A 23,973-nucleotide genomic window follows, 5' to 3' on the forward strand; every position below is an offset into this window, starting at 1 on the left:
TCGTCAATGCGTAGCCGCAACAGACCCCAGGGCGCCGGCCTCGCGCAAGGCGGCGATGGCTTCGCCGCTGCGGTCCAGCCAGCTCGACAGCAGCAGCTCGGTGTGCTCGCCCAGCGCCGGCGCGCGCTGCGCACGGTTGGCAGCCGCGCCGCCGAAGTGCACGGGCTGGGTGGGCAGGCGCAGGCCGGGCAGGCGCTCGTCCTCGACCTCGCGCAGCAGGCCGCGCGCCTGGGTCTGCGCGGACTCCAGCGCCTGCGCGATGTTCCAGATCGGCGCCACGGGCACGCCCGCGGCCTCCAGCCTGGCCACGACTTCGGCCACCTCGTGCTGCATAGCCCAGGCCTCCAGCGCAGCGCGCAGCGCGGGCTCGTGGGCCGAGCGGGCTTCGTCCGTGGCAAAGCGCGGGTCGCCCGCCAGCTGCGGCAAGTCCATGGCCTGCACCGTGGCGTCGAACAGCTTCTTGTTGAGCACGGCCAGCGCAAAGTGGCCGTCGCGCGCGCGGTAAACGCCGAACGGTGCCGACAGCGGGTGGCGGTTGCCCACGCGCCGCGCGGGCTGGCCCGTGAACAGGTAGCGCGACATGGAAGTCGCCAGAAAGCTCAGCGTGGTATCGAACATGGACACGTCCACATGCTGACCCTCCCCCGTGCGCCGGGCCTGCAGCAGCGCGGCCAGCGTGGCCCACGAGGCAAACAGCCCGGCCACCACGTCGCTGACGGCTTCGCCCACCAGCGTGGGCGCGCCCTGGGGCTCGCCCGTGGCCTCCATCAGCCCGCTCATGGCCTGCACGATGATGTCGTAGGCCGGGCGATGGGCCAGCGGCCCGGTCTGGCCGAAGCCCGAGACGCTCACATAGACCAGCCGGGGATTGAGCGCGCGCAGCGCCGCGGGCCCGATGCCCAGGCGCTCGGCCACGCCGGGACGGAAGTTCTCGACCACCACGTCGACCTGCTGCGCCAGCTCGTGCACCAGGGCCACGGCCTGCGGATGCTTGAGGTCCAGCACCAGGCTCTGCTTGTTGCGGTTCATCACGGTGAACAGCGCGCTCTGGCCGTTCCTCATGGGACCGATGGCGCGGTAGTCGTCGCCCTGGGGCGGCTCCACCTTGACCACCTGCGCGCCCAGGTCGGCCAGCAAGGCCGTGGACAGGGGCCCGGCCAGCACGCGCGTGAAGTCCAGGATGCGGATGCCGTCCAGCGGAAGCGGCTTGGTTGGGGATTTTGCAGCGGTCATGGCTTGGCGTGGTTCGTCTGGAAAGAGGAAGCCATGCTGCGCCCATACGGAATCAAAGGAAAATATTCATTTCCCATGCATTGGATTCGAAAAATTGATTCATATCAGCCTGCGCCAGCTCGAATACTTCGTGGCCGCCGCGCGCCACGGCAGCACCTCCAGGGCCGCACAGGCCCTGGGCGTTTCCCAGCCGTCGATCTCCAAGGCCATTGCCGATCTGGAGCAGCAATGGAAGGAAGCGCTGTTCGTGAGAAGGCATGCCAGGGGACTGGACCTGACGGCTGCGGGCGCGAGCCGCAGCCAGGAGGCCATGGCCCTGCTGGCCGCCGCCGAAAAGCTGCAGGAGCGCCGCCGGCCCAGCCTGTCGGGCGTGCTGCGGCTGGGCTTTCTGAGCACGCTGGGACCGCTGTGGATTCCGCAGATCCTGGCCCAGATGCAAAAGCGCCACCCCGACATCCGGCTGGAACTGGTCGAGGGCGACATCGCCTCGCTCACGCGCAAGGTCGAGCAGGGCGAGCTGCATGCGGCGCTCCAGTACGGGCTGGGTCTGGAGAGGCCGGGCCTGAGCACCCTGGCCGTGGCGGCCCTGCCGCCCTATGTGCTGCTGCCACAGCGCCATCCGCTGGCAGCGGCGGCCAGCGTGAGCCTGGCCGAGCTGGCCCGCTCACCCCTGTTGCTGATCAATCTGCCGCAGAGCCGGGAGTACTTTCTGTCGCTGTTCCGCGAAGCCGGCGTCACCCCCACCGTGGCCTACGAGTTCTCGTCGATAGAGCTGCTGCGCTCCATGGTGGCCAACGGCCATGGCGTCAGCATTCTGACCACCCGCCCGGCCGTGGACCGTACGCATGACGGCAAGCGCCTGGTCTGCAAACGCATCAAGGGCAGGGTCGCCCGACAGCCCGTGGTGCTCGCGGTGCCCGGCACCCATCCCTCGCCGCTGATTGCACCTTTCCTGGGCGTGGCCAGGAGCGTGATCGCACCGCAATAGTGCCTGGCGCTGCCGGCAGGACCTCTTTTTCGCCTTCGCTGCGGCGGCCTCCTCGGGTGCAGCAAAGGCCGCGGCAAATTGGCACGCCGCTTGCTCAAACAGCTGCGTCGGCCGGCAGTTCTACCGGTTAACCCTGAGCTTGCTGTCAGTCTCGGGTAAGCCTGTATATACATGCCTGCACAACAAAAACACACTGCGTTGTCCGCACTGGCTGCCAGGCCGACAAACCCATTTCTGCAACCTTGCTGCACACCCTGAACGAGGAGGGGCCCATGACATCGACAAACCCATTGCGTCGCATTCCAGCCTGGCCGGGCGCACTGCAAATGGCACTGGTTTCCGCCTGCCTGGCGGCCGCCGCGCCGCAGGCCGGAGCCCAGGAAACCAAGATCGTGCTGGGCATGTCCGGCTGGACCGGCTTTGCGCCGCTGACCCTGGCCGACAAGGCCGGGATCTTCAAGAAGAACGGGTTGAACGTCGAGCTCAAGATGATCCCCCAGAAGGACCGCCACCTGGCCCTGGCCTCGGGTGCGATCCAGTGCGCCGCGACCACCATCGAGACCCATGTGGCCTGGAACACCAACGGCGTGCCCATCGTGCAGATCTTCCAGATGGACAAGTCCTACGGCGCCGACGGCATTGCCGTGCGCAACGACGTCAAGAGCTTTGCCGACCTCAAGGGCAAGACGGTGGCGGTGAGCGCGCCCGGCACCGCGCCCTACTTCGGCCTGGCCTGGATGCTGCACAAGAACGGCATGAGCATGAAGGACGTGAAGACCGTGTCGCTGGAGCCCCAGCCCGCAGCCCAGGCCTTTGTCTCGGGGCAGAACGATGCGGCCATGACCTATGAGCCCTATCTGTCCACCGTGCGCGCCAATCCTTCGGCCGGCAAGATCCTGGCCACCACCATCGACTACCCCATGGTGATGGACACCGTGGGCTGCGACCCCAAGTGGCTCAAGGCCAATGCGCCCGCGGCCAAGGCCCTGGCCCAGTCCTATTTCGATGCCGTGGCCATGATCGGCGCCGACAAGGACAAGAGCTTCGAAATCATGGGCGCGGCCGTCAAGCAAAGCGGCGAGCAGTTCGGCAAGTCGGCTTCCTTCCTCAAATGGTCGGACAAGGACGCCAACCAGAAGTTCTTCGCCAATGACCTCGTGCCCTTCATGAAGGAATCGGCCGTCATCCTCAAGGAAGCCGGCGTGATCCGCAGCATCCCCGAGAACTACAGCGTCATGTACGACGCCAGCTTCATCAAGTAAGCGAGAGGTCGCCATGGAAGCGGTATCCCCTTCTGTTCACTCTGCACCCCCCACCATGACCAAGGTGATAACGCCTTCCGCACCCCCGGCGCGCAAACGTCGCATGGCTCCGCTGGAGCCCGTCAGCCCCACGATGAAGTGGGTGCTGGGCACCGGCTTCTTCGTGCTCTTCGTCGTGGTCTGGGCCATCGTCACGCTGGGCGGCTTCGTCTCGCCCACCTTCCTGGCCAGCCCCATGACCATGGTGCGCGAGGGCGTGACGCTGTTCACCGAGTACGACTTCCTGAACGACATAGGCATGACGGTGTGGCGCGTCATGGGCGGCTTCATCCTGGCCTCCGTCGTGGCCGTGCCCCTGGGCATCGCCATGGGGGCCTGGAAGCCCGTCGAGGCCTTCTTCGAGCCTTTTGTCTCGTTCTGCCGCTACCTGCCGGCCTCGGCCTTCATCCCGCTGCTCATCCTGTGGGCCGGCGTGGGCGAGACACAGAAGCTGCTGGTGATCTACATCGGCTCGGTGTTCCAGATCACGCTGATGGTGGCCGTCACCGTGGGCGGCGCGCGCAAGGACCTTGTCGAGGCCGCCTACACCCTGGGCGCCAGCAACACCGGCATCGTGCGCCGCGTGCTGATTCCCGGTGCCGCTCCCGGCATTGCCGAGACGCTGCGGCTGGTGCTGGGCTGGGCCTGGACCTACGTGATCGTGGCCGAGCTGATCGGCTCGTCCTCGGGCATAGGCCACATGATCACCGACAGCCAGGCGCTGCTCAATACCGGCCAGATCATCTTCGGCATCATCGTCATCGGCCTCATCGGCCTGGTGTCCGACTTCATCTTCAAGACGATCAACCGCCGCATGTTCGAGTGGAGCACGCTGTGATGGAGATGCCCCCCCTGAGCGGCTTCGCCGCTTCCCCCTCTCTCTTCGGGAGGTGGACGACACCTTCGCTGCGAGGCGGCTCTTGCTCGGTGTCCCTGCGTTGGGCCACGCCGGTTTCATACGCCGTGGATAGCGCCAGGCACTTCGGAGAATTGTGATGAATCTGTTGTCCATTCAAGGTGTATCGCGCACCTTCACCAGCCATAAAGGTACCCAGACCCAGGCCCTGCTGCCCGTGGACTTCGAGGTGCGCGAAAACGATTTCGTCACCATCCTCGGCCCCTCGGGCTGCGGCAAGTCGACCATGCTGCGCATCGTGGCGGGGCTGGACTTCCCGACCACGGGCCAGGTGCTGCTGGACGGCCAGGCCATCGACGGCCCCGGCGCCGACCGCGGCATGGTGTTCCAGAGCTACACGTTGTTTCCCTGGCTCACCGTGGCCCAGAACATCCGCTTCGGCCTGCGCGAAAAAGGCGTGCCCGAGGCCGAGCAGAAGGAGCGCAGCGACTACTTCATCGCCAAGGTGGGCCTGCGCGGCTTCGAGAACCATTTCCCCAAGCAGCTGTCGGGCGGCATGCAGCAGCGCACGGCGATCGCCCGGGCGCTGGCCAACGATCCCAGGATATTGCTGATGGACGAGCCTTTCGGCGCGCTGGACAACCAGACCCGCGTGGTGATGCAGGAGCTGCTGCTGGGCATCTGGGAGGCCGAGCGCAAGACCGTGATGTTCGTCACGCACGATATCGACGAGGCCATCTTCATGGCCAACCGCGTGGCCGTCTTCAGCGCCCGGCCCGGCCGCATCAAGGCCGACATCGCCGTGAACCTGCCCCATCCGCGCCACTACACCGTCAAGACTTCGCCGGAATTCATGGAGCTCAAGGCCCGGCTGACGGAGGAGATTCGCGCCGAAGCCCTTGCGGCTGCAGCACACTAGCGCTGTTGCAACTCTGCCTGAACCCATGACTTCCCGTGCCGCTCCCTCCCGCTCCGCTGCCCGTTCCGGCCGCGACGTGCCCGTCGCGCTGTACCAGCAGGTCAAGGACCACGTGCTGCAGAAGATCGGCAACGGTTCGCTGACGGCCGGCGCGCGCGTGCCCTCCGAGCAGGAACTGGTGCAGGAATTCGGCGTGGCCCGCATGACGGTCAACCGCGCGCTGCGCGAGCTGGCCGAACAGGGCGTGATCGTGCGGGTGGCCGGCGTGGGCTCCTTCGTGGCCGAGGAAAAGCCCCAGTCCACGCTGCTGCGCATCGCCAACATCGGCGAGGAGATCACCCAGCGCGGACACGACCACCGCTTCGAGCTCATCAGCATGCGCCGCGCATCGGCCTCGCCCGAGGTGGCAGCGGCGCTGGATCTGGCGGTGGGCGCTTCGGTCTTCCACCTGCAGGGCGTGCATTTCGAGAACGAGGTGCCGGTGCAGCTCGAGGACCGCTACGTGAACCCGCGCCTGGTGCCGGACTTCATGGAGCAGGACTTCTCGGCCGTGCAGCCCTCGGTCTATCTGGTGCGCAACGTGCAGTACGACCAGATCGAGCATGTGGTCGACGCCATCCTGCCCACGGCAGAGCAGGCGCACTGGCTGCAGATGGCGGCCGACCAGCCCTGCCTCATGCTGACACGCCGCACCTGGCTGCGCGGCGTTCCCATTACCTGGGTGCACTGCGTGCACCCGGGCATGCGCTACCGGCTCGGTAGCGCTTCCGCACGGACCCGGTACACGGCGGCTGAAGAACGCTGTAGAACAGGACTGCGCGGTTTTTTTTGACTTCTCAACTGTATAGACAGGTATAGCCATGAACCTCCACACCACTTCCGGACTGTCCACTTCCACGCTGGAACTGCGTCCCGGCCAGGTCACGCTGGCCCAGCTGCGCGCCATCCAGGGCGGCGGCGTGCAGCTGAGCATGGCCGCCAGCGCCTACGACGCCATGCGCGCCGCCCAGGCCCATGTGCAGCACATCGTGGATGAGGACCAGGTGGTCTATGGCATCAACACCGGCTTCGGCAAGCTGGCCTCGACCAAGATCGCCCATGACCGCCTGGCCGAGCTGCAGCGCAACCTGGTGCTCTCGCACAGCGTGGGCACGGGCGAGCCCCTGCCCGACCATGTGGTGCGCCTGATCCTGGCCACCAAGGCCGTGAGCCTGGCGCGCGGCCACTCGGGCGCCCGCCCGGAACTGGTCGACGCGCTGCTGGCCCTGGCCAATGCCGACGTGCTGCCCGTGATTCCCGCCAAGGGCTCGGTGGGCGCCTCGGGCGACCTCGCGCCGCTGTCCCACCTGGCCTGCGTGCTGATCGGCGAGGGCCAGGCCAAGGTCGACGGCAAAACGGTATCGGGCCGCGAGGCCATGCAGCACATCGGCCGCGAGCCTTTCGTGCTCGGCCCCAAGGAAGGACTGGCCCTGCTCAACGGCACGCAGGTGTCCACCTCGCTGGCGCTGGCCGGCCTGTTCCAGGCCGAAAGCCTGCTGGCCGCGGGCCTGGTGGCCGGCTGCCTGACGCTGGAAGCCATCCAGGGCTCGGTCAAGCCTTTCGATGCGCGCATCCATGAGGCACGCGGCCAGATCGGCCAGATCGCCGTGGCCGCCGCGGTGCGCGAGCTGCTGGACGGCAGCGCCATCGACCCGTCGCACCCCAACTGCGGCCGCGTACAGGACCCGTACTCGATCCGCTGCGTGCCCCAGGTCATGGGCGCCTGCCTGGACAACCTCAGCCATGCGGCGCGCGTGCTGGCCACGGAGGCCAACGCCGCCTCCGACAATCCGCTGGTGTTCGACAACGGCGACGTGATCTCGGGCGGCAACTTCCATGCCGAACCCGTGGCCTTCGCGGCCGACATCATCGCGCTGGCGATCGCCGAGATCGGCGCCATTTCCGAGCGCCGCATGGCCCTGCTGCTGGACACCGGCCTGTCGCGCCTGCCGGCTTTTCTGATCGAGGACAGCGGCGTGAACTCGGGCTTCATGATCGCCCAGGTCACGGCAGCCGCGCTGGCTGCCGAGAACCAGTGCCTGGCCAACCCCAGCAGCGTGACCAGCCTGCCCACCTCGGCCAATCAGGAGGACCATGTTTCCATGGCCACCTATGGCGCGCGCCGCCTGGCCGACATGGCCAGCAACACGGCCGTGGTCGTGGGCGTGGAAGCCATGGCCGCCGTGCAGGGCATGGATTTCGACCGCCGCCTCAAGAGCTCGGCGCTGATGGAAGCGCAGTACGCGCTGATCCGCAGCAAGGTCGCCTACCTGGACAAGGACCGCTACCTGGCCCCCGACATCGAGACCATGCGCCTGTGGGCGCTGGAAACCGACTGGCCCGCCGCGCTGCAGCGCATCCTGCCGAGCACAGCGCCTTGAAGCCGGCTCAGAAACTTCCGGTAAAGCGATAACGGGAGGCCGGATGCCACAGCGCCGACACCGATGCCACCTGCCCCTGGGAGCGCGTGGTGCGGCGCAGCACCAGGCAGGGCTCGCCAACCTCCATGTGCAGCAGCTCGGCCACGTCGGCGGCGGGCATGCGGGCCTCTATGGAGAACTGCACGCCCTGCAGCGGCGCCACGCGCATCAGATAGGCATTGGGCGTCTGGCTGCCGAAGTCCTGGGCCATGTAGTCGGGCGCGACCGCGGGATTGACATGGCGGTCCTCGACCTGGATGGGCACGTCGTTCTCGAAGTGCACCACCACCGAATGGAACAGGGGCTGGGCCGGGGACAGCTCGAACTGCCGTGCCAGGGCCGCGTCGGCGCGGCAGCGCTCGAGCCTGTGCAGCTCCCCGCGATGCACATGGCCGCGCGCCGCGATCTCGTCGGCGATGTTGCGCAGCTGGACCAGCGTGGACTGGTATTTCTGCTGGGCCACGAAGGTGCCCGAGCCCTGCACGCGCGTCAGCGTCTGCTCGTCGCTGAGCTCGCGCAGCGCGCGGTTGACCGTCATGCGGGCCACCTCGAACTGCCGGGCCAGGGCCGCCTCGCTGGGAATGGCGTCGCCCTCCTGCCAGGTGCCGCTCTGGATCTGCTGCAGCACATAGTCTTTGATACGTTGGAACGCCGGAACGGCCGCCGGGGAGGTCGCACGAGTAGGACTACGCATAGGGTTTGTTCGGATCAGAAAAGCGGTATAGACGATTGACGGTGCCCGGAGTAAAACACAAAATTGGTCTATACAACTCTAGATGAATTACCTAGAAGTTGTATGCATACAAAAGCACCTGAGGGACTGACGGAGCATCCATCCCATGAGCATTGAGACAAGCGCGCCGGTGGCAACCGGCCATATCGAAACAAGAACCATCGACATGGTTCCGGAACGGGAGCGCCACGGCTCGCCCTCCAGCCAGTTCACCCTCTGGTTCGGTGCCAACATGCAGATCACCGCCGTGGTCGACGGCGCCCTGGCCGTGGTCTTCGGCGCCGAGGCGCTGACCGCCATCCTCGGCCTGCTGGTCGGCAACATCCTCGGCGGCATCGTCATGGCCCTGCACTCGGCCCAGGGCCCGCGCCTGGGCCTGCCGCAGATGATTTCCAGCCGCGTGCAGTTCGGCGTCAAGGGCGCGGCCCTGCCGCTGCTGCTGGTCATCCTGATGTACCTGGGCTTTGCGGCCACCGGCACGGTGCTCTCGGGCCAGGCCATCAACCTGATGTTCGGCTTCACCAGCCCCGCCGCGGGCATCGCCATCTTCGGCGCGCTCACGGCCCTGGTCGCCATCGTCGGCTACCGGCTGATCCACGTGGTGGGCCGCATCTCCACCGTGGTCGGCATACTGGGCTTCGGCTACCTGGCCTGGCAGCTGTGCCACCAGTACGAGGTGGCCAGCGCCTTCGGCCTCAAGCCCTTCACCTGGACCAGCTTCCTGACCGCCATGGCCCTGTCGGCCGGCTGGCAGATGACCTTCGCGCCCTATGTGGCCGACTACTCGCGCTACCTGCCGAGCAAGACCTCTGCCGCAGCCACCTTCTGGAGCACCTTCGGCGGCAGCGTGATCAGCGCCCAGCTGGCCATGAGCTTCGGCGCGCTGGTGGCGGCGCTGGGCGCCAATTTCATCAAGAACCAGGTCGGCTTCCTGGGCGAGCTGGCCGGCCCGCTGGCCGTGGTGATCTACCTGGTCATCGTGACCGGCAAGCTCACGGTGAACTGCCTCAATGCCTATGGCGGCTTCATGACCATGCTGACCACGGTGAGCGCCTTCAACGACAAGCGGCAGTTCTCGCCCGCCACCCGCCTGGCCTACATCCTGGGCTTCGTGCTGGTCACGGTGCTGGTGGCCCTGCTGGCCAGCTCGCACTTCCTGGCCACGTTCAAGAACTTCGTGCTGCTGCTGCTCACCGTGTTCGTGCCCTGGAGCGCCGTCAACCTCGTGGACTACTACCTGGTGTCCCGGGAGAAAGTGGACATTCCCGCGCTCTACGACAGCCAGGGCCGCTACGGCGCCTACAACGGCGTGGCCCTGTTCAGCTACGTGCTGGGCATCGTCGTGCAGATCCCGTTCATCAACCAGGCCATGTACGAAGGCCCGCTGGCCAGGGCCATGGGCGGCGCCGACATCTCCTGGATCGTGAGCCTGGTCGTCACCTCGCTCGTCTACTACCCGCTGGCCAGGAAGACCATGCAGGTGCCCGAGCGCATGATCTACCCGGCCGAACAGCCCGCCCCCACGCTCGCCAGCGGCCGCAATGCCGCCTACCTGAAATCCGCCTCCGCCGCCTGAACCCGCCGGCCGGCCGACCCCATCCCACCTTTTCCCTGAAGGACACGACCATGAACGCCAACGACGCCATCCTCCAAGCCGCACAGGATCCCCGCTACGACGCCAGCCGCGTCATCCGCGCTCCCCGCGGCTCCACGCTGCACTGCAAGAACTGGCTGGCCGAAGCCGCCTACCGCATGCTGCAGAACAACCTGGACCCCGACGTGGCCGAGAACCCCAAGGCCCTGGTGGTCTACGGCGGCATCGGCCGCGCGGCGCGCAACTGGGAATGCTTCGACGAGATCCTGGCCCAGCTCAGGAAGCTGGAGGCCGACGAGTCGCTGCTGATCCAGTCGGGCAAGCCCGTGGGCGTGTTCAAGACCCATCCCGACGCACCGCGCGTGCTGCTGGCCAATTCCAACCTGGTGCCCAAGTGGGCCACCTGGGAGAAGTTCAACGAGCTGGACCAGAAGGGCCTGTTCATGTACGGCCAGATGACGGCCGGCAGCTGGATCTACATCGGCAGCCAGGGCATCGTGCAGGGCACCTTCGAGACCTTCGTCGAGGCCGGCCGCCAGCACTACAACAACGACCTGACCGGCAAGTGGATCCTCACGGCCGGCCTGGGCGGCATGGGCGGCGCCCAGCCGCTGGCCGCCACCCTGGCCGGCGCCTGCTCGCTGAACATCGAGTGCAAGCAGAGCAGCATCGACTTCCGCCTGCGCACCCGCTATGTGGACAAGCAGGCCAGGGACATCGACGACGCGCTGGCCCTGATCCAGCACCACACCGAAAAGGGCGAGGCCGTCTCCATCGCCCTGCTGGGCAACGCCGCCGAAGTGCTGCCCGAGCTGGTCCGGCGCGCCAAGGCCGGCGGCCCCCGTCCCGACATCGTGACCGACCAGACCTCGGCCCACGACCTGATCAACGGCTACCTGCCCGTGGGCTGGACCGTGGAGCAGTGGAACGCCGCCGCGGCCGACCCCGCCCAGCACGCCACGCTGAAGAAAGCCGCCGCGCAAGGCTGCGCCCAGCATGTGCAGGCCATGCTGGACTTCCAGGCCATGGGCATTCCCACGGTGGACTACGGCAACAACATCCGCCAGGTGGCGTTCGACGAAGGCGTGAAGAACGCCTTCGACTTCCCCGGCTTCGTGCCCGCCTACATCCGCCCGCTGTTCTGCGAGGGCAAGGGCCCGTTCCGCTGGGTGGCGCTGTCGGGCGACCCCGAGGACATCTACAAGACCGACGCCAAGATCAAGGAGCTGTTCCCCGAGAACAAGCACACCCACCGCTGGCTGGACATGGCGCGCGAGCGCATCGCCTTCCAGGGCCTGCCCTCGCGCATCTGCTGGCTGGGCCTGGGCGAGCGCCACAAGGCGGCCCTGGCCTTCAACGAGATGGTCAGGAACGGCGAGCTCAAGGCCCCCATCGTCATCGGCCGCGACCACCTGGACTGCGGCTCCGTGGCCAGCCCCAACCGCGAGACCGAAGCCATGAAGGACGGCACGGATGCCGTCTCCGACTGGCCGCTGCTCAACGCCCTGCTCAACACCGCCGGCGGCGCCACCTGGGTCAGCCTGCACCACGGCGGCGGCGTGGGCATGGGCTACTCCCAGCACGCGGGCGTGGTCATCGTGGCCGACGGCACCGACGAGGCCGCCGCCCGCCTGGGCCGCGTGCTGTGGAACGATCCGGCCACGGGCGTGATGCGCCATGCGGATGCGGGCTACGAGATGGCGGTGGAGGCTTCCAGGCGCCACGGGCTGAACCTGCCGATGGTGAAGTAACGTCACCCCCTGAGGCGCTTACGCGCCTTCCCCCTCTCTCGCTGCGCGGGAGGGGGACGACACCTTCGCTGCGAGGCGGCTCTTGCTCGGTGTCTCTGAGCTAGGCCGCGTCAGTTTTAGGTGGATTGATCTATAGCTCACCTCTACAAATTGCTTTCCATGCAACGTTTTGACCTGAACCAGATTGCGCCCAGCCCGTGGAAGAACGGGGGCGGCAGCACGCGCGAGATCGTGTGTTTTCCGCCGGGAGCGGGCATGGACAGCTTTGCTTGGCGCATCAGCGTGGCCACGATTGCCCAGGACGGGCCGTTCTCGGCCTTCCCGGGCATAGACCGGCAGATCATGCTGCTGGACGGCGACGGGGTTCAGCTCGTCAGCACGGCGGCGGGCATCGATCACGCGCTGCAGCAACGCTGGCAGCCGTTTGCGTTTTCAGGGGATGCGGCGCTGGACTGCCACCTGCTGGGCGGCACGTCCACCGATTTCAACGTCATGACGCGGCGCGGCCAGTGGTCGGCCCAGGTCGGCATCCATGAGGCCGAGGTTCAGCCCGGCCGCAGCGCCGCCGGCCTGTGCATGGTGCTGCAGGGCTGCTTTGCCCAGGGCGAAACGCTGCTGCATGCAGGACAGGGCCTGTGGTGGGATGCCGCCGGGCAGGCCCTGGCCCTGCTGCCTTGCGATGCGTCCAGCCGGCTGGTGCTGGTCCGCCTCGCGCAGGCCGGCTGAAAGAGCAGCAGCGCTATACAAACAGAAGCTGGCAATACATGAAGGATGTACAAATCAGTACGAATCCATATTGAAATATGGATACAGCAGGCGCCAGCAGCTATCAATTCAGAATCTACAAAGGAATCCACACCATGATGCAAGCCGCCCCGCCCGCCACTTCCGCCGATGGCCGCTGGCTGGACCTGCGCCTGGCGCCCGAGCTGTTCGCGGCCGATGTGCCGGTGGCCGACGGGCAGCCGGCCTGCATCGTGGTGCAGCAGGGCCGTATCGCCTGGGTCGGTCCGCAGGACCAGGTTCCCGCCATCTACGCCGGCCTGCCCGCCCATGAGGGCGGCGCCCGCCTGGCCACGCCGGGCCTGGTCGACTGCCATACCCACCTGGTCTATGGCGGCGAGCGCGCCAACGAATTCGCCATGCGCCTGGCCGGCGCCACTTACGAGGAAGTGGCCAGGGCCGGCGGCGGCATCGTCTCCAGCGTCAAGGCCACGCGCGAGGCCAGCGAGGAAGAGCTGATCGCCCAGGCCCTGCCGCGCCTGGACCAGCTGCTGGCCGAGGGCGTGACCGCCATCGAGATCAAATCCGGCTACGGCCTTTCGCTGGAGCACGAGCGCAAGCAGCTGCGCGTGGCCAGGCGCCTCGCCGAGCTGCGCGGCGTGACCGTGCGCACCACCTTTCTCGGCGCCCATGCGCTGCCGCCCGAGTACGCTGGCAAACCTCAAGGAAGCCAAGACTACATCGACCTGGTCTGCCGCGAGATGCTGCCCGCGCTGGCCGCCGAAGGCCTGGTCGACGCCGTGGACGTGTTCTGCGAGCGCATCGCGTTTTCGCTGGCCGAGACCGAGCAGGTCTTTCAGGCCGCACAGGCGCTGGGCCTGCCCGTGAAGCTGCATGCCGAGCAGCTGTCGAACATGGAGAGCGCGGCGCTGGCCGCGCGCTATGGCGCTCTGTCCTGCGACCATATCGAGCACCTGTCCGAGAACGGCATCGCCGCCATGCGGGATGCGGGCACTGTGGCCGTGCTGCTGCCCGGCGCCTTCTACACGCTGCGCGACACAAAAGTGCCGCCCATCGACGGTTTGAGGGCCGCCAAGGTCCCGATGGCCGTTTCCACGGATCACAATCCGGGTACCTCCCCGGCCCTGAGCCTGCTGCTCATGGCCAATATGGCCTGCACGCTGTTCAGGCTCACGGTGCCCGAGGCCCTGGCCGGCATTACCCGCCACGCGGCGCGGGCCCTGGGCCTGCAGCACGAGCAGGGCCTGATCGCCGCGGGCCGGCCCGCCAACTTCGTGCTGTGGCCGGTGCGCCATGCGGCCGAGCTGGCCTACTGGTTCGGCCAAAAGCCCGATTGCACCGTGGTGCGCCAGGGCATAGTCGCCCAGAGCAGCGCCAAGGCCTGAATCCGGGGAGCCTGAAAGGCTGACCGATGTCACACGAACAATTCCTCGATGAACTGATTTCCACCCTGGGCGCCGACGTGGCGCAGCGCGGCGCCGACGTGCCCGAGCGCTACCACACGGACTGGAGCGGCACGCCGCCGCAGCGCCCCCTGGCCCTGGTGCGCCCGCGCAGCACGCAAGAGGTCAGCGCGGCGCTGCGCCTGTGCACGGTGCACAAGGTGGCCGTCGTGCCCCAGGGCGGGCTCACGGGCCTGGCCGGCGCCGGCGTGCCCAGCCAGGGCGCCATCGCCCTGTCGCTGGAGCGCATGAACGCCATCGAGAACACCGACACCCGCGCCGGCCTGATGCAGGTGCAGGCCGGCGTCACGCTGCAGGCCGTGCAGGAAGCGGCCGTGGCCGCGGGCATGGTCTTCGGCGTGGATCTGGGCGCGCGCGGCAGCTGCCAGATCGGCGGCAATGTCTCCACCAATGCCGGCGGCAACGGCGTGCTGCAGCACGGCATGATGCGCGAGCAGGTGCTGGGCCTGGAAGTGGTGCTGGCCGACGGCACGGTGCTGCCCATGCTGCGGCCCATGATCAAGAACAACACGGGCTACGACCTCAAGCAGTTCTTCATCGGCGCCGAAGGCACGCTGGGCGTGGTCACGCGCGTGCTGCTGCGCCTGCGCGCCGCGCCGCAGGCCACGGCCACCACGCTGGTGGCCATGCCCGATTTCGACGCGGCCCTGGCCGTGCTGGCGCGCATGCAATCGCACTTCGGCAACGGCGTGGCTGCCTACGAACTGATGTGGGACAGCTTTGTGCAGGCCTCGCTGTCCTGGCTGCAGCTCGGCGCGCCGTTCGCCGAACGCCATCCGCTGCTGGCCCTGATCAACGTGGACGGCAAGAACGAATCCCAGCTGCAGGGCGACGTGCAGCAGGTGCTGGAAGAGGCCATGGAGGCCGGCGAAGTCGTGGACGCCATCGTCGCCCAGTCCGTGGCCCAGGCGCAGGCGCTGTGGAAGCTGCGCGAGGCGCCGGCCGAGCTCAACAACAACATGCATCCGGCCATCAACTTCGACGTGAGCCTGCCCCAGGCCGACATCGGCCGCTTCGCCCAGGCCTGCGAAGCCGCGTTCAGCGCGCGCTGGCCGCAAAAGCATGCGCTGTACTTCGGCCATGTGGGCGACGGCAACCTGCACGTCTCGGTGGACGGCAAGACCGTGGGCGGCACGCCCGAAGCCATCGAGGCCGTGGAGGCCGAGCTCTACCGGCTGGTGGGCGAATTCCAGGGCAGCGTCTCGGCCGAGCACGGCATAGGCCTGCACAAGAAGCCCTATCTGCAAGCCAGCCGCACGCAAGAGGAACTGGCCGCGATGCGCGCCATCAAGCAGGCGCTGGACCCCTTGGGCCTGATGAATCCAGGAAAGGTTTTCGACTGATGACTGACGCTCTGATCGCCTCCCTGGCGCGCCCCGAGGCGCGCCCCTTGCCCGCCTACAACGCAGGCCTGTCCAACGAAGCCGTGCGCGCGCGCTACGACGTGACCGACATCGCGCGCCTGGCGAGCAACGAAAACCCGTTCGGCGTCAGCCCGGCCGTGCGCCAGGCCCTGGCCGGCCTGGCCGACGATGTGGGCAACTACCCCGACGCCCATTGCACGGCGCTGCGCCGGGCGATCGCCGCACGCATGGACATCGAGGAAAACCGCCTGGTGTTCGGCAACGGCTCGGAAGACCTGATCAAGATTCTTTGCGAGGTGTTTCTCTCGCCCGGCGACCGGGTCGTGACCCAGCGCCCCGTGTTCGGCCTGCACGAGATCTATCCGAAGATGATGGGCGCCCAGGTGGAGCTGCTCGAGCTCGACGCCGAACTGGGCTTCGACATCGATGCCTGGTGCGCGGCCCTGGCCCGGGCGCCCAAGATCGCCTTCCTGCCCAACCCGTCCAATCCCGTGGGCTGCATGATGGATGTGGCGCAGTTCGCGCGCGTGCTGGAGGCCACGCCCGCCAGCACCATCCTGGTGGTGGACGAGGCCTATTACGAATACGCGCTGCATGACGAGGACTACCCCGACGTGCTGGCCATGCTGGCCGCGCGCCAGGGCCTGTGGATCGTGCTGCGCACCTTTTCCAAGGCCTGGGGCCTGGCAGGGCTGCGCGTGGGCTACGGCATGGCCGACAGCGCCGCCTTCGCCAGCCTGCTGGACAAGGTGCGCTCGCCCTTCAACGTGAACCTGGCAGCCCAGCGCGCGGCACTGGCGGCCTGGAGCGACCCCACGCACATGCGCGCCGGCGTGGTGACCACGGTGGCGCTGCGCGAGGCCCTGCGCCACGAGCTGCAGGCCCTGGCCGCGCCCGGCGGCCCGCTGCGCGGCCTGCGCATCGCGCCCTCGGTGGCCAATTTCCTGTTCCTCGACATCGGCCGGCCCAACGGCCCCGTGACCGAGGCGCTGCTGCGCCAGGGCGTGATCGTCAAGCCCTGGAAGGAGCCGGGCTTCGAGCATTTCCTGCGCGTGTCCATCGGTACCGAGCAGGACAACGCGCGCTTTGTCCAGGCCCTGCTGGCCGCCATGGCCCAGGCGGAACCCGCTGCTGCCTGATTTTCACCGCCCTCTTTCGAGCCGACCGCCATGACCGCATCCACCTTCGCCCCGCGCACCCTGTTTGCCGAAGACGCCCTGCTGCCCACGGGCTGGGCGCGCAATGTCCTGCTGAGCTGGGACCAGAACGGCCGCCTAACCGAGGTGCTTACCGATGTGGATGCGCAAAGCGGCGAGGCCGGCGAGGCCGAGGGTGCGATCCGGGCCGCAGGCCCGGTGATCCCGGGCATGCCCAATCTGCATTCGCACGCCTTCCAGCGCGCGTTCGGCGGACTGACCGAATTCCGCGGCCAGGCGCAGGACAGCTTCTGGAGCTGGCGCAACCTGATGTACGGTTTTGCCAACCGCATGACACCCGAGGCGCTGGAGGCGATTGCCACCTGGCTGTACCTGGAGATGCTGGAGGCCGGCTACACCTCGGTCTGCGAATTCCACTACGTGCACCACGACGCGGGCGGCAGGCCCTATGCGGACGACGCCACGCTATCGCTGGCGCTGCTGCGCGCGGCCCGCAAGGCCGGCATCGCCATGACGCTGCTGCCCGTGCTCTACCAGACCAGCGGCTTCGGCGGCAAGCCGCCGCGCGAGGACCAGGCGCGCTTCATCCGCAGCACGGACAGCATGCTCTCTCTTTTGCAGCACCTGGCGCCCGCCACGCATGCGCAGGGCGCTGTCCTGGGCCTGGCCCCGCACTCGCTGCGCGCCGTGCCGCCCGACAGCCTGCAGGCGGCCGTGGCCGGCCTGCACGCCATGCTGCCGCAGGCGCCCGTGCACATCCATATCGCCGAGCAGACCCAGGAAGTCGACGACTGCCTGGCCTGGTGCGGCCGGCGCCCCGTGCAGTGGCTGATGGAGCATGCGCCGGTCGACGCGCGCTGGTGCCTGATCCACGCCACCCACATGACGCCCGACGAATATGCGCGCGCCGCCCGCAGCGGCGCCGTGGCCGGCATCTGCCCCACGACCGAGGCCAACCTGGGCGATGGCATCTTCGACATGCCGCTGTGGCTGAAGAACGGCGGCCGCTGGGGCGTGGGCTCGGACAGCCATGCCACGGTGAACGCGGCCGAGGAACTGCTGATGCTGGAATACAGCCAGCGCCTGCACCTGCGCCAGCGCAATGTGCTGGGCGGCGGGCTGCAGCCTCAGGTGGCGACCTCCATGACGCTGCAGGCCGTGGCCGGCGGCGCCCAGGCCTCGGGCCGCGTGGCGCCGGGTGAAGTGGCCGGCCTCGTCGTGGGCCGGCAGGCCGACTTCGTCGTGCTGGACGCCGAGCATGTGGCACTGGCCGGCCTGCCGGCCGACAGCGCCCATGCCGGCCATGTGTTCGCCAGCCACCGCACTTCGGCGATTGCCGATGTCTGGGTGGGCGGCTGCCAGCGCGTGAGCCAGGGCCGCCACAGCGGCCATGAAGTCGCCAAGCATGCATTCATCCAGGCGCGCAGCCAGCTGCTACAGTCCGCCTGATTTTTCGAGAAAGACGCTCCTCCCATGAGCCCATCCATCCCCCCCCTTCATCTTCCACCAGGGCACGGCCCCGCTGCTGGTCTCCATGCCCCATACCGGCACCCATGTGCCGGCCGACATTGCCGCCAAGCTCACGCCCGAGGGCCGCGAAGTCCATGACACGGACTGGCACATGCCCGCGCTCTACGACTTCGCCAAGGCCCTGGGCGCATCCCTCCTCGTGGCCACGCATTCGCGCTATGTGATCGACCTCAATCGTCCGCCCGACGGCGCCAGCCTCTATCCGGGCCAGAGCGTCACGGGCCTGTGCCCCGTCGACACCTTCGACGACACGCCGCTGTATGCGAACAAGGCCGACGAGCCGGACGAAGCCGAGATCGCACGCCGCCGCGAGGCCTGGTGGCAGCCCTACCACGGCCAGCTGCGCGCCGAGCTGGACCGCATCAAGCGCGAGCACGGCGTGGCCATGCTGTGGGACGCGCACAGCATCCGCTCAGTGCTGCCGCGCTTCTTCGAGGGCAAGCTGCCCGACCTGAACCTGGGCACGGCCGACGGCAAGAGCTGCGATCCCGCGCTGGCCCAGCAGCTGCTGGACATCGCGAAACAGGCGCCCGGCCACACCAGCGTGCTCAACGGCCGCTTCAAGGGCGGCTACATCACGCGCAACTACGGCCAGCCCGAGCAGGGCTTCCATGCCGTGCAGCTCGAGATGACGCAGTCCAGCTACATGCAGGAGCACATGCCCTTCGACTACCTGCCCGAAGTCGCCGCGCGCATCCAGCCCACCATGCAGCGCATGCTGCAGGCCATGCTGGCATTCGCCCAGGCACAGGCCAGGTAAAAGGCAGCGGCGGCCTAGCCGGCCGCCAGTGCCCGGCGCTGTGGCCGGCGCACCGACCAGACCGCGCAGCCAAGCGCCGCCGCAGCCAGCAGGGCGCCGGCCCACGGCAACTGCTCCAGCGCCGCTGCGGCAATGACCATGCCGCCCACTGCCGTGCCCAACCCCACGCCCAGGTGCATGGCCGACAGGTTCAGGCCCATGCCGGCCTGGGCCGTCTCGGGCCCGCTCGCAGCCAGATAGCTTTGCACCACGGGCGAAATCATCCAGCTCGCGCAGCCCCAGGCCATCATCGCGGGCACGAAGCCCGGTAACGTGCCAACGCACCAGGGCAGCGCCAGCAGGCTGGCCAGGTACAGCAGCGGCACGGCCACGATGGCGCGGCGCGGGCCCAGCGCATCGGCGACCCAGCCGCCGAGATAGCCGCCCCCAACGCCTGCGATACCAAAAGCACCGAACACCGGCGCCAGCCAGGCGGCAGGGATCTGCACCACCTGCTGCGCATAGGGTGCCAGGTAGGCAAACAGCGTGAAATGCCCGCCGATCATGAGGATGGAGACGGCCTGCGCGCTGGCCAGCCGCGCGTCGCGCAGATGCTGCAGATAGGCCGCAGCCGCAATGCGTTCGCTGCCGCGAAAGCGCGGCAGGCCCGGCCGCGCCAGCAGCAGCATGGCGCCGACCAGCGCCGCCAGTCCCGCGAACACAGCCCGCCAGCCCAGCCACTCGCACACCAGCATGCCGGCCGGCACGCCCAGCACCAGCGAACCGCTGATGCCCACGAAGATCACGCCGATGGCGCGGCCCCGTTGCCGCGGCGGCACCATGCGCGTGGCCATCAGCGTGGCGACCAGGCACGTGAGTGCGCTGGCCGCGGCCATGCCGATGCGCGCGGCCAGCAGCAGCGCATAGCCGTTTGCCAGCGCGGCGGTAAGATTGCAGGCGATGAAAAAGCCCAGCGCCGCGCACAGCAGGCGGCACAGCTCCCAACGGCTGGCGAACCGGGACGCGAGGGGCGCGACCGCTGCAAAGCTCAAGGAAAAGGCCGTGGTCAGCTGGCCGGCGATGCCCAACGGAGCCTGCAGGCCCTGGGCCAGTGCCGGCAATATGCCGACGGTGATGTTTTCAGCCAGCCCCGTGACGAAGGTCGCCAGGGCCAGCAGCCAGACGCGCGCGCTCATGATTGCTCCATGCGAAACCGGCCGCGCACCGGGTCCGCAGGCCCCGGCGGCCGACCGTGGTGGTCGAACACACCGGGTTTCGAGGCAGAGCTTCGGTTATCCCGCTAGGACCGCCATTCTAGGCGGCGCACAATCATGGCGTCCACCCGTCCAAGCCTCATGACTCTCCCGTTGTTCGATACCGATGCCCAGCCCTGCGCCCCCGAACGGCTGGACGAGGGCGCCCTGCTGCTGCGCGGCTTTGCCACGGCACAGGCCGGGCAATGGATTGCCGAAGTGCAAGCACTGCAGGCCGCATCGCCGTTCAGAATCATGCAGGTGCCCGGTGGCAAGTCCATGTCCGTGGCCGTGACCAGCTGCGGCGACTGGGGCTGGATCAGCGATGCCGGCGGCTACCGCTACAGCGCCGTGGACCCGCTGACCCGGCAGCCCTGGCCCGCCATGCCCGCGTTTCTTGCAGGCCAGGCCCGGGCGGCGGCGCATGCGGCCGGCTATGCGGGTTTTGCGCCGGATGCCTGCCTGATCAACCGCTACCGGCCCGGCGCCAGGATGGGGCTGCACCGCGACCAGGACGAAGCCGACTTCGCCGCGCCGATTGTGTCGGTGTCGCTGGGCCTGGGCTGCACGTTCCTCTGGGGCGGCCTCAGGCGCCAGGACCCGGTGCGGCGCCTGGCGCTGGCCCACGGCGATGTGGTGGTCTGGGGCGGGCCCACGCGCCTGGCCTACCACGGCGTCGGCCCGCTCAGGGACGGCCTGCACCCGCTGCTGGGCAGCGAACGCTGGAACCTGACCTTCCGCATGGCCAAGGCCCGCTATCCGGCGGAGCAGCCGTAGCCATCCTGCCGGGCACAACTGGTTTACCCACAACGAAGGCGTACCGGCGGCCTGCTTTCCTACAATGGCAGGCTATGAGCCAGCCGCATACCCTTTCCGCCCGCAAGCCCGCCTACACCCGGGCCCGAGAACTGCCCGCCACTCTTGCCAAGCGCCTCGTCATCCTCGACGGCGCCATGGGCACCATGATCCAGCGCTTCAAGCTGGGCGAGGCCCAATATCGCGGCGAAGGCTATGGCGGCCCCGACGGCGCGGGCGACCGTTTCAAGGACTTCGCCCACGACGTCAAGGGCAACAACGAGCTGCTGTCGCTCACGCGCCCCGACGTGATCCGCGACATCCACGAGAAGTACCTGGCCGCGGGCGCCGACCTGATCGAGACCAATACCTTCGGCGCGACCAGCATCGCGCAGGAGGACTACCACATGGCCGACCTGGCCTACGAGATGAATCTCAAGAGCGCCCAGCTCGCGCGCGCGGCCTGCGACAAGTACAGCACGCCCGAGCACCCGCGCTATGTGGCCGGCGCCCTGGGCCCCACGCCCAAGACGGCCTCCATCAGCCCCGACGTGAACGACCCCGGCGCGCGCAACGTGAGCTTCGAGCAGCTGCGCGCCGCCTACCTGGAGCAGACGCTGGCGCTGATCGAGGGCGGGGCCGACGTGATCCTGGTCGAAACCATCTTCGACACGCTCAACGCCAAGGCCGCGCTGTTCGCGGTGGACGAGGCCTTCGAGCAGACCGGCGAGGTGCTGCCCATCATGATCAGCGGCACGGTGACCGACGCCTCGGGCCGCATCCTGTCGGGCCAGACCGTGACGGCCTTCTGGCACAGCGTGCGCCATGCGCAGCCGCTGTCCATCGGCCTGAACTGCGCGCTGGGCGCGGCGCTGATGCGCCCCTACATCCAGGAGCTGAACAAGGCCGCGCCCGAGACCTTCATCAGCTGCTATCCGAACGCCGGCCTGCCCAATCCCATGAGCGACACCGGTTTCGACGAGACGCCCGAGGTCACCAGCCGCCTGGTGCACGAGTTCGCGGCCGAAGGCCTGGTCAACATCGTCGGCGGCTGCTGCGGCACCACGCCCGACCACATCGGCGCCATCGCCAAGGCCGTGCAGAGCACGCCCACGCGCCGGCTGTTCTACCCGGCCGAGGCCTGATTTCAGGCCAAAAAGGCCTGCAGCCCAGGCAGTACAAGCGCAAGCAGCTATCGGTTTCGATACATGAGCACCCCCATTGCACCCGCGACCGCGCTGCCCGCCGGATTGGGGAATGTGCCTGACCCCGCTGCGCCTGCCGCGGCCACGCCCGTGGCGGGCACGGTGCCGCCGGCCGCGGCCGTACCGGCGCCGGCTTCTGCCCCCGCCGCCATGCCTGCGGCCACCAGCGTCCAATGGTCGGCCCAGGCGCTGCAGGAGCTGCGCCTGCAGGCCTTCGAGCAGCTGATCGCCCAGCTTGCGCTGCAGATCCAGGCACCGGGCCAGCCCCTGGCTCCGGCCTGGCCCGCGCAAGGCCTCTCCGCCCCGCTGCAGCAATGGCTGCAGGTCCTGCTGCAGCAGATCGCCGTGCAGGGCCAGCCGCTGCAGCTGCTCGCGGCCCAGCCCGGCTCGGCGGCGCTGATACAGGCGCTCGCCCAGGCGCAGACCCAGGCGGCGGCGCAGCAAGGCCCCGAGTCCGGCGGTGCCGCCCAGGCCTCGGCGCTGCGCACGGCCGCGGCACTGTCGCCCACACTGGCGGCTGCGCTGCAGGCCGCCGCCGCGCCCTCTTCTTGCGCTGCAGCCCCTACCGCGCCTGCCATGCCGCCGCTGCAGAACTGGTGGGTGCAGCAGGGCACGCTGCTCACCCCTCAGGGCGAGCGCGGCTTTTCGCTGACCTTGCAGGTGCCCCCGGCCTGGGCCCTGTCCATGGGGGCAGCAACGCCTGCAGACAGCGCGCCGCAGGCAGCAGCAACGGCACCCGCATTGCGCCTGCCCTGGCCCGAAGGCACGCCGCTGCCGGCCTCGGGCCCCATGGCCCTGGTGCTGCAGCCCCAGGACCATCCGGCGGGCGCGCGTACCAGTGCGCTGCTATGGCTGGAGTTCCAGTCCGCGCCCGTGGGGGCAGCATCCGCGAACATCGCCACGCCCATGGCGCCGGGCAGTGCGGGCCTGCCGCTGTTCGCTCCAGCGCCGGCGCTGGCACAGGAAGTGCAGCAGCTGCTGCAGAACAAGAGCGATCCGTGGCTGATGATGGCAGCCGCCCAGGCCGCCAACGCCGTGCCCGGCGAGCGCCGCCCGCTGGGCGAGCACCGCACCCATTTGTGCACCACCGAAGGCTGCCAGTACCAGGGCCGCGCGCCCTGCGCCCAGCCGTTCTGCAACGAGATGAACCGCGTCTGGGCGGCGGCACGGCTTGAAAAAAGCTGAAGTGCCGGCGCACGCGGCGCCAGCCGCGAAATAGCCTCAGGCGCTGACGGCCAGTTGCCGGCCCAGCCGGCGCACCGCGGCGCTGATCGGCGCAACCAGCGGCATGTCGAAGCGCCGGGCCAGGCTGACCGCGGCCTGGCCCAGGGGGCCGCCGCCGATGATCACGGCCTGCGCTCCGTCGTCCAGGCACTCCTGCGTGGCCATGGCCAGCGCGTCCTCCAGGATGCGGGGCTCGGCCGCGAGGGCGCGCGGATCGCCGGGCGTGAGCTGCACGCCGGTATAGAGCTCGCCCAGGCCCAGCTGGCGGGCCTTGGCATCGATGGCATCGACCAGGTCGGGCGTCACCGTCGCGACGCCGAAGCGCCGGCCGCCCTCGGCGGCCTCCAGCATCGAGGCCTCGCAGATGCCGACCACGGGCGTGGCGCCGCTGAGCGCACGCACCTGGTCGATGCCGGGATCGCCGAAGGCGCTGATGATCACGCCGGCATGCGGCACATCGGCGCTGCGCCAGGCGCGCTCGACCTCGACGGCCGCGGCGGCCAACTCGGCCTCGTTCACGATCATCGACGGGCCGCCGTTGGCGGTGATGCCGACGACGGTGAAGCCCGCAGGCGCATCGGCCTGCGCGATGCGCACCATCATGTCGGTGGTGGCCTGGGACGAGTTCGGGTTGATGAGCAAAATATTGGGCATGGGCAAAAGTC

20 protein-coding genes and 1 pseudogene are annotated in these 23,973 nt (G+C 68.6%); 17 read left to right on the top strand and 4 right to left on the bottom strand.

The genetic code is table 11. The features are described from left to right. Positions 1-3 precede the first annotated feature (3 nt). Complete coding sequence (locus V8Z74_RS07060; RefSeq protein ID WP_349708681.1) at positions 4-1,233, bottom strand: CaiB/BaiF CoA transferase family protein; 1,230 nt, start codon at positions 1,231-1,233, stop codon at positions 4-6. A gap of 94 nt (positions 1,234-1,327) precedes the next feature. Between V8Z74_RS07060 and V8Z74_RS07065 the strand changes: the two genes are divergently transcribed. From V8Z74_RS07065 to hutH, 6 genes and pseudogenes are all read left to right on the top strand, one after another. Further along, positions 1,328-2,221 (top strand): LysR family transcriptional regulator, encoded by an 894-nt coding sequence (locus V8Z74_RS07065; protein WP_349708682.1) that lies wholly within the window; start codon positions 1,328-1,330, stop codon positions 2,219-2,221. A gap of 326 nt (positions 2,222-2,547) precedes the next feature. Next, the gene (locus V8Z74_RS07070; RefSeq protein WP_349708683.1) at positions 2,548-3,483 is read left to right on the top strand and encodes an ABC transporter substrate-binding protein; all 936 of its coding nucleotides are present in this window, start codon (positions 2,548-2,550) and stop codon (positions 3,481-3,483) included. A 55-nt stretch (positions 3,484-3,538) separates the two neighbouring features. Then, positions 3,539-4,360: an ABC transporter permease gene (locus tag V8Z74_RS07075; RefSeq protein ID WP_245633319.1), complete on the top strand. Its 822-nt coding sequence runs from the start codon at positions 3,539-3,541 to the stop codon at positions 4,358-4,360. 157 nt (positions 4,361-4,517) lie between these two features. Continuing rightward, positions 4,518-5,297, top strand: coding sequence for an ABC transporter ATP-binding protein (locus V8Z74_RS07080; RefSeq protein WP_349708684.1), 780 nt, complete (start codon positions 4,518-4,520; stop codon positions 5,295-5,297). Between the two features lie 25 nt (positions 5,298-5,322). Further along, a pseudogene (gene hutC, locus V8Z74_RS07085) lies at positions 5,323-6,092 on the top strand (histidine utilization transcriptional repressor HutC). Between the two features lie 65 nt (positions 6,093-6,157). Next, positions 6,158-7,717 carry a histidine ammonia-lyase gene (gene hutH, locus V8Z74_RS07090; protein WP_349708686.1) on the top strand — a complete coding sequence of 520 codons (1,560 nt, stop codon included), beginning with the start codon at positions 6,158-6,160 and terminating at the stop codon, positions 7,715-7,717. Between the two features lie 7 nt (positions 7,718-7,724). On the opposite strand, the gene hutC (V8Z74_RS07095) is transcribed toward hutH, so the two are convergent. Next, positions 7,725-8,450: a histidine utilization transcriptional repressor HutC gene (hutC, locus tag V8Z74_RS07095; RefSeq protein ID WP_349708687.1), complete on the bottom strand. Its 726-nt coding sequence runs from the start codon at positions 8,448-8,450 to the stop codon at positions 7,725-7,727. Positions 8,451-8,595: 145 nt separating this feature from the next. Here hutC (V8Z74_RS07095) and V8Z74_RS07100 point away from each other — a divergent pair, with 145 nt between their 5' ends. The 8 genes from V8Z74_RS07100 to hutG all read left to right on the top strand — a co-directional run bounded on the left by V8Z74_RS07100 (position 8,596) and on the right by hutG (position 18,852). Beyond that, on the top strand, positions 8,596-10,065 hold the full coding sequence (locus tag V8Z74_RS07100; RefSeq protein WP_066475113.1) for a purine-cytosine permease family protein: 1,470 nt from the start codon (positions 8,596-8,598) through the stop codon (positions 10,063-10,065). Positions 10,066-10,115: 50 nt separating this feature from the next. Continuing rightward, positions 10,116-11,834, top strand: coding sequence for a urocanate hydratase (hutU, locus tag V8Z74_RS07105; protein WP_066475104.1), 1,719 nt, complete (start codon positions 10,116-10,118; stop codon positions 11,832-11,834). A 159-nt stretch (positions 11,835-11,993) separates the two neighbouring features. Further along, on the top strand, positions 11,994-12,560 hold the full coding sequence (locus V8Z74_RS07110) for a HutD/Ves family protein (RefSeq protein ID WP_349708688.1): 567 nt from the start codon (positions 11,994-11,996) through the stop codon (positions 12,558-12,560). 134 nt (positions 12,561-12,694) lie between these two features. Further along, entirely contained in the window at positions 12,695-13,963 is a 1,269-nt protein-coding gene (gene hutI / locus V8Z74_RS07115; RefSeq protein ID WP_349708689.1) for an imidazolonepropionase, read from the top strand. A gap of 26 nt (positions 13,964-13,989) precedes the next feature. Then, on the top strand, positions 13,990-15,384 hold the full coding sequence (locus V8Z74_RS07120) for an FAD-binding oxidoreductase (RefSeq protein ID WP_349708690.1): 1,395 nt from the start codon (positions 13,990-13,992) through the stop codon (positions 15,382-15,384). Further along, positions 15,384-16,544 carry a histidinol-phosphate transaminase gene (locus V8Z74_RS07125; protein WP_349708691.1) on the top strand — a complete coding sequence of 387 codons (1,161 nt, stop codon included), beginning with the start codon at positions 15,384-15,386 and terminating at the stop codon, positions 16,542-16,544. Before V8Z74_RS07120 ends, V8Z74_RS07125 begins: the two co-directional genes overlap by 1 nt. A 30-nt stretch (positions 16,545-16,574) precedes the next feature. After that, positions 16,575-18,011 carry a formimidoylglutamate deiminase gene (locus V8Z74_RS07130; protein ID WP_349708692.1) on the top strand — a complete coding sequence of 479 codons (1,437 nt, stop codon included), beginning with the start codon at positions 16,575-16,577 and terminating at the stop codon, positions 18,009-18,011. Between the two features lie 49 nt (positions 18,012-18,060). Beyond that, positions 18,061-18,852, top strand: coding sequence for an N-formylglutamate deformylase (gene hutG / locus V8Z74_RS07135; RefSeq protein ID WP_349708809.1), 792 nt, complete (start codon positions 18,061-18,063; stop codon positions 18,850-18,852). Between the two features lie 14 nt (positions 18,853-18,866). Here the strand turns inward: hutG and V8Z74_RS07140 are convergent, their stop codons facing one another. Then, positions 18,867-20,027, bottom strand: coding sequence for an MFS transporter (locus V8Z74_RS07140; RefSeq protein ID WP_349708693.1), 1,161 nt, complete (start codon positions 20,025-20,027; stop codon positions 18,867-18,869). Between the two features lie 159 nt (positions 20,028-20,186). Here V8Z74_RS07140 and alkB point away from each other — a divergent pair, with 159 nt between their 5' ends. The 3 genes from alkB (at position 20,187) to V8Z74_RS07155 (ending at position 23,269) form a co-directional block, all read left to right on the top strand. Further along, positions 20,187-20,861 carry a DNA oxidative demethylase AlkB gene (gene alkB, locus V8Z74_RS07145; protein WP_349708694.1) on the top strand — a complete coding sequence of 225 codons (675 nt, stop codon included), beginning with the start codon at positions 20,187-20,189 and terminating at the stop codon, positions 20,859-20,861. Positions 20,862-20,935: 74 nt separating this feature from the next. Then, positions 20,936-22,024: a homocysteine S-methyltransferase family protein gene (locus tag V8Z74_RS07150; protein ID WP_349708695.1), complete on the top strand. Its 1,089-nt coding sequence runs from the start codon at positions 20,936-20,938 to the stop codon at positions 22,022-22,024. 63 nt (positions 22,025-22,087) lie between these two features. Further along, positions 22,088-23,269, top strand: coding sequence for a Fe-S oxidoreductase (locus V8Z74_RS07155; RefSeq protein ID WP_349708696.1), 1,182 nt, complete (start codon positions 22,088-22,090; stop codon positions 23,267-23,269). A 36-nt stretch (positions 23,270-23,305) separates the two neighbouring features. Here V8Z74_RS07155 and V8Z74_RS07160 read toward each other — a convergent pair whose 3' ends face one another. Beyond that, positions 23,306-23,962 carry an aspartate/glutamate racemase family protein gene (locus V8Z74_RS07160; RefSeq protein WP_066475064.1) on the bottom strand — a complete coding sequence of 219 codons (657 nt, stop codon included), beginning with the start codon at positions 23,960-23,962 and terminating at the stop codon, positions 23,306-23,308. Positions 23,963-23,973 lie beyond the last annotated feature (11 nt).

Origin of the sequence: Comamonas sp. w2-DMI (genome assembly GCF_040187735.1) — a bacterium.
Lineage (GTDB): Bacteria > Pseudomonadota > Gammaproteobacteria > Burkholderiales > Burkholderiaceae_C > Comamonas > Comamonas terrae.

What these genes read in the sequence shown, in the direction of transcription:
- hutC (WP_349708687.1), bottom strand. Translation starts at nt 8,450, where the DNA reads ATGCGTAGTCCTACTCGTGCGACCTCCCCGGCGGCCGTTCCGGCGTTC.
- V8Z74_RS07060 (WP_349708681.1), bottom strand. Translation starts at nt 1,233, where the DNA reads ATGACCGCTGCAAAATCCCCAACCAAGCCGCTTCCGCTGGACGGCATC.
- V8Z74_RS07100 (WP_066475113.1), top strand. Translation starts at nt 8,596, where the DNA reads ATGAGCATTGAGACAAGCGCGCCGGTGGCAACCGGCCATATCGAAACA.
- V8Z74_RS07160 (WP_066475064.1), bottom strand. Translation starts at nt 23,962, where the DNA reads ATGCCCAATATTTTGCTCATCAACCCGAACTCGTCCCAGGCCACCACC.
- V8Z74_RS07110 (WP_349708688.1), top strand. Translation starts at nt 11,994, where the DNA reads ATGCAACGTTTTGACCTGAACCAGATTGCGCCCAGCCCGTGGAAGAAC.
- hutU (WP_066475104.1), top strand. Translation starts at nt 10,116, where the DNA reads ATGAACGCCAACGACGCCATCCTCCAAGCCGCACAGGATCCCCGCTAC.
- V8Z74_RS07125 (WP_349708691.1), top strand. Translation starts at nt 15,384, where the DNA reads ATGACTGACGCTCTGATCGCCTCCCTGGCGCGCCCCGAGGCGCGCCCC.
- hutH (WP_349708686.1), top strand. Translation starts at nt 6,158, where the DNA reads ATGAACCTCCACACCACTTCCGGACTGTCCACTTCCACGCTGGAACTG.
- V8Z74_RS07070 (WP_349708683.1), top strand. Translation starts at nt 2,548, where the DNA reads ATGGCACTGGTTTCCGCCTGCCTGGCGGCCGCCGCGCCGCAGGCCGGA.
- V8Z74_RS07080 (WP_349708684.1), top strand. Translation starts at nt 4,518, where the DNA reads ATGAATCTGTTGTCCATTCAAGGTGTATCGCGCACCTTCACCAGCCAT.
- V8Z74_RS07155 (WP_349708696.1), top strand. Translation starts at nt 22,088, where the DNA reads ATGAGCACCCCCATTGCACCCGCGACCGCGCTGCCCGCCGGATTGGGG.
- hutI (WP_349708689.1), top strand. Translation starts at nt 12,695, where the DNA reads ATGATGCAAGCCGCCCCGCCCGCCACTTCCGCCGATGGCCGCTGGCTG.
- alkB (WP_349708694.1), top strand. Translation starts at nt 20,187, where the DNA reads ATGACTCTCCCGTTGTTCGATACCGATGCCCAGCCCTGCGCCCCCGAA.
- V8Z74_RS07150 (WP_349708695.1), top strand. Translation starts at nt 20,936, where the DNA reads ATGAGCCAGCCGCATACCCTTTCCGCCCGCAAGCCCGCCTACACCCGG.
- V8Z74_RS07140 (WP_349708693.1), bottom strand. Translation starts at nt 20,027, where the DNA reads ATGAGCGCGCGCGTCTGGCTGCTGGCCCTGGCGACCTTCGTCACGGGG.
- V8Z74_RS07120 (WP_349708690.1), top strand. Translation starts at nt 13,990, where the DNA reads ATGTCACACGAACAATTCCTCGATGAACTGATTTCCACCCTGGGCGCC.
- V8Z74_RS07075 (WP_245633319.1), top strand. Translation starts at nt 3,539, where the DNA reads ATGACCAAGGTGATAACGCCTTCCGCACCCCCGGCGCGCAAACGTCGC.
- V8Z74_RS07130 (WP_349708692.1), top strand. Translation starts at nt 16,575, where the DNA reads ATGACCGCATCCACCTTCGCCCCGCGCACCCTGTTTGCCGAAGACGCC.